The following is a 3,472-nucleotide window of genomic DNA, read 5'->3' as shown; positions in this document are numbered from 1 at the left end:
GCGATGTCCCGCCAGCGGAGTTCGAGCAGGCGTTCTATGCTGGCCAAACCAACCGCCATCAGCTGGTGGGAATCACATAACGGAAGTCTCCATCAAACCCAGAGCGGTTCAACTTGTCGCAACCGGCGGGCTAAATCCTGCCCGGTGCGCGGTTTACGCTTAAATGCGGTCAGCCACGAAGGAGCTTGAATACCCCACTTGCCCACAACCATAGCCGAACGGGTTCGCCTATGACGCCGACCCGGATTTACCTTTCCCCGCACCGAGGCTGCGGTGTCTTGAGGACTGGTGGGGTCGGCGTCAGTCGCTGCGCGTCTGGCCTGGTGTCTCGCGGAGTGATCTCGCCCCGATGCTGACGAGTAAGAAGGCCAGGACGAGAAGCAGGACGAGACCGGCAAACGCGAAAGCCGACACAGCCGATGTCATAAGAGCTCCTGCACTCAATACGCCAATCAAGCTGCCGGGACCGACGCAGGTCCACAGAAGATAGCGGGGTGTGCGGTAATCCTCTTCCTCATCCCACATCGTTTAGCTCCCAGCTGTCATCGTAAAAAGAAGCAGGCACACCTGCGTCGTGTCCTACGCCTCGGTGAAGGCGTCCGGCTCCACCGGTGCAAGATCGTAACCGAGCGGGATATCCGGTCGTGGCATCGGCCGTAGTTCGTCGGTGAGGAACAGCATGTAGTAGACGGTAGTGAGTCCTCCCCTGCCGCCGTTCTCGTTGACCCCGGTCATCGCTCCACCGTGATAGCTGTGGGCAGCCCACTCGTCTCCGGCAATCGCGTACAACCACGCGTCGGTTTCTTCCACCGATAGCGGCAGCCGGCTCCGCATCAGGCGGTGATGACCTGCCATAGAGATGGTGACCTTATAGCCGGCCAGCCCTGGTGTCTCCTCAATGTAAGACAGCGCAGATCGGTCCGCGCCGAAGGTCAGCTCCGCAAACTTGTCGGTGACGGACCTGAACGGACCGACATTCAGCGGCCGGTGCTCGCCATGTGGACGATGTGCGTCGAACACATTCTCCTCAAGCATGAAAGCTCGCCTGAACTGTTCGAGCTTGTCGCGATGCTTTCGCTCGATAGTCCTGCGAAGTTCGTGTATAGGCATGTCAGTAATCTACGTTCTGCTTCCTACGTTCTCAGAGGCGTCGGTGCGTAACAACGCCTCCTGTACACATGGGCACGGGACAAGCTCCCCACGCTCCGCTGCTTGTCCCGCACACATGTGCACAGCAGGAACCCAAGGGCACGCCTGCACACACCCACCTGCGTCGCCGACACGGGAGCCCTCACCCCGAGCGAGCGGTGACCGTGCACAGCCTCACGAGGTTGCGACAGTGAAGCTGCCCAGAGCTTCTGATAACTCCCTACTTGTCGCCGTACCGCTCCTCCAGGACCGGCCAGAGGATGCTCTCAATCAACTTCTGCTGCGAGATTTCCTCAATCTCAGCCGCCCGCCGCAGGAGCTCAAGCTGAGACTTACTAACGCGGATATTCGCCCCACTCGTCTTCGGCTCCTTGTTCCGGCGCTTCCACGCCGGCAAATCCTGCCCGGCCTCGGACTGCCGAGCAGAACGGGCTTCCCGCTCGGGCGGATTGGGCTGCTCTGCCTTCGCCGCAAATTCCTCCGCTGCTCGCTCCTGCTGCGGGGTACTACGCTGTCTCACCTTCACCACGCCAAGATCTCCTCTGCCAGTCGCTGAATCTCGTTCTTCGCCTTACTGTCTCGCATCTCGACCACACCGAGGCCCTCAGCAAGCGCCTCCTTGTATGCATTGCGCTCGTGCAGTCGAGCCGATGCCAGACGAATTTCCGGAAACTCCGCCAGGTACTCCTTTGCCTGATTGGCTGCCTTCGAGAAGGTGTTTGTTGGAACTCGATTCAGCACTGCCAGGACTTTGAGCTCCGGGTTGATGTCCCGGGCCTCCTCAATGACCTTTGTCAGCTGCTCCGTCACATCCAGTGCCGGTTGTGTCGGCTCAATTGGAGCAAGAAGCATGTCCGCCGTTGTCATGGCAGTGCGCATCTCGCGTGAGTCCTTCCCCGGCGCATCAACGATAACGACCCCGTACCTCTCCCCTAAGTCTGTGAGGGTCTGCCTTAAGTTTCCGGTCTTCTGCAGTGTCTGCACTGGCACTCCCCCCGCCTCCTCTCGATCCCTGGCCCAGTTGGTCGACGTGTGAACCGTTGGGTCAGCCTCGAGAATGAATGGGTCCATGTTGCGTCTCTGAAACTCGACGGCAAGGTTGACGGCGATAGTGCTTTTGCCGACACCGCCCTTGTGATGCGCGATCAAGAGGATCATGTCCAGCACTCCCTGAAACCGTTTGTAGCACTGAGGTAGTGCTTTACTACTACTCTGATAGCACTATGGTAGTGCGTAATGAGCCTACCAGCACAAGGCTCACCAAGGACTGCTACTGGGCAATACTCACCGCTTTGGTAGCAGTTTGGTAGTGCTCCACTACTGATCTTGTAGCACTATAGTAGTGACGATACTATCTACGGACGCACGAGACTCCCGGCCGGGCTACCAGTAGCCCCACTACCACACCCATAGCAACCTGATAGTACTACGCTACTGGTCTGGTAGCACTATGGTAGCGCTACCCGAGATCTACGGGCACATGAAGCTTATGGACGGATCACTGGGGCAACACTCGCGAAAAGGTAGCGGTGTGGTAGTACTTTACTACCAATTTGAAAGCGCTGTGGTAGTGGTAGCACCGACCTACCAGCGCACAAGAGGCCCACGGACGGACTGCGGGCAACTCTAGTACTACTCTTCTGGTAGTGCTTTGGTAGTACTACTGCAATGTGGTGGTGCCAGTATCTGATCCAGGCATAACCTCGATCGCGGGGAAAGTGACAGGAATGCGCGGATCGCCCATCCCTAATGTCGGGGGAGGCCGGTACGGTGTGCCGGTGACTTCAGCTTCTCGCCCTGGTTGGCATGGCATCCCGCCAAGCGCAGATCGTTTTGTGCCGTCGCTGCAGCTCGACGCACCCGACAGGCCTGCAACGGAGCCGGAGAAGGCGCCGGCATTGTGGGTTGAGCTGGAGTACCCGGACGATCGAAAGCAGACGGTGAAGGGCTTCGCGATGGCGTGGACGCCTGACGCGGTGTACGCCCAATGGGTGGAGTTCTCCCGGGCTCGTGAGGCGTGGGTGCGGCCTGATCAGTGCCGGCGGCGTGAGATCCCGGTGAAGAATCGTTTCGGTACCTGAGCTTCAGGAGGCTGTGCACGGCCACCGCTTGCTCGAGGTGAGCTATCCGTGTCGGTGTGGTGGTGGCTGTGCGCAGGCGGGGGAGTGGTTCCTGCTGTCCATCCTGGGCGCGGGACAAGCAGCGAAGCGTGGGGGAGCTTGTGCCGTGCCCCTGACGCTCCTATAAGTGTCAACAGCATTAGGGGAGGCTGTGGTCAGAGTCCGCTGGTGCCCTACGGATGCGGTTTGACCTCGGCGTTGAA

Annotated in this window: 4 protein-coding genes; 1 reads left to right on the top strand and 3 read right to left on the bottom strand. The window is 59.4% G+C overall.

Annotation, left to right across the window (positions count from 1 at the left end; genetic code table 11):
• Positions 1–579 precede the first annotated feature (579 nt).
• From ACX80F_RS16930 to ACX80F_RS16920, 3 genes are all read right to left on the bottom strand, one after another.
• A complete protein-coding gene (locus ACX80F_RS16930) occupies positions 580–1,110 on the bottom strand; it encodes a hypothetical protein (RefSeq protein WP_459337545.1) in 531 nt (176 codons plus the stop codon).
• 259 nt (positions 1,111–1,369) lie between these two features.
• Positions 1,370–1,678 carry a hypothetical protein gene (locus tag ACX80F_RS16925; protein ID WP_459337544.1) on the bottom strand — a complete coding sequence of 103 codons (309 nt, stop codon included), beginning with the start codon at positions 1,676–1,678 and terminating at the stop codon, positions 1,370–1,372.
• Positions 1,672–2,307, bottom strand: coding sequence for an AAA family ATPase (locus tag ACX80F_RS16920; protein WP_133083220.1), 636 nt, complete (start codon positions 2,305–2,307; stop codon positions 1,672–1,674). Before ACX80F_RS16920 ends, ACX80F_RS16925 begins: the two co-directional genes overlap by 7 nt.
• A gap of 620 nt (positions 2,308–2,927) precedes the next feature.
• Between ACX80F_RS16920 and ACX80F_RS16915 the strand changes: the two genes are divergently transcribed.
• The gene (locus ACX80F_RS16915; protein ID WP_459337543.1) at positions 2,928–3,230 is read left to right on the top strand and encodes a hypothetical protein; all 303 of its coding nucleotides are present in this window, start codon (positions 2,928–2,930) and stop codon (positions 3,228–3,230) included.
• Positions 3,231–3,472 lie beyond the last annotated feature (242 nt).

This window comes from Arthrobacter sp. TMS2-4 (genome assembly GCF_054511075.1).
This window is presented reverse-complemented; position numbering and strand designations above follow the sequence as displayed.

Coding starts and splice junctions, on each gene's coding strand:
- ACX80F_RS16920 (WP_133083220.1), bottom strand. CDS start 2,307: ATGATCCTCTTGATCGCGCATCACAAGGGCGGTGTCGGCAAAAGCACT.
- ACX80F_RS16930 (WP_459337545.1), bottom strand. CDS start 1,110: ATGCCTATACACGAACTTCGCAGGACTATCGAGCGAAAGCATCGCGAC.